Here is a 412-nt window from a genome sequence, read left to right as displayed (position 1 = left end):
TGCTCCTTGAGCCCATTGGTTGCTTTTATTGCTGCGTTAAGCCAGAAGTCGCCAGCATCTTCCATTTTTCTGGCATAGTTCAGCCAGTTAAGTGCCCACTTCCCGTCTTTGCCCTTTTTCACTTCGTCAAGATACTTGTCGAGGCCCTTCTCTGCATTCTCATATGCTGACTTTGCCCTCTTTGCGTACTCAATGCCTTCAGGAATATTCATTGTCTCAGCCTTTGCCCGGAGCTCGTCTGCCTGGAGTTTCTTCTTTTCAAGTTCCTGCTTGATGGTATTCACGAGCTGTTGGGCCGCTTGAATGTCTGCCTCAGTGACTTGGGACTTGTTTGTCAACCCAACGAGAGGCCTTATCCTGCTGTCCTTGAACGCGATCTCAATGTTTTCCTGAACAGAGACCTTTGGAACAA

1 pseudogene is annotated in these 412 nt (G+C 48.3%); it reads right to left on the bottom strand.

The window, feature by feature from the left end:
- Nucleotides 1–412 (bottom strand): annotated as a pseudogene (locus E3E29_RS11490) (esterase FrsA); the annotation flags it as partial.

Origin of the sequence: Thermococcus sp. Bubb.Bath, from assembly GCF_012027595.1 — an archaeon.
GTDB lineage: Archaea > Methanobacteriota_B > Thermococci > Thermococcales > Thermococcaceae > Thermococcus.
Note: the sequence above shows the minus strand (reverse complement) of the source record. Positions and strands in the feature narration are given on the sequence as shown.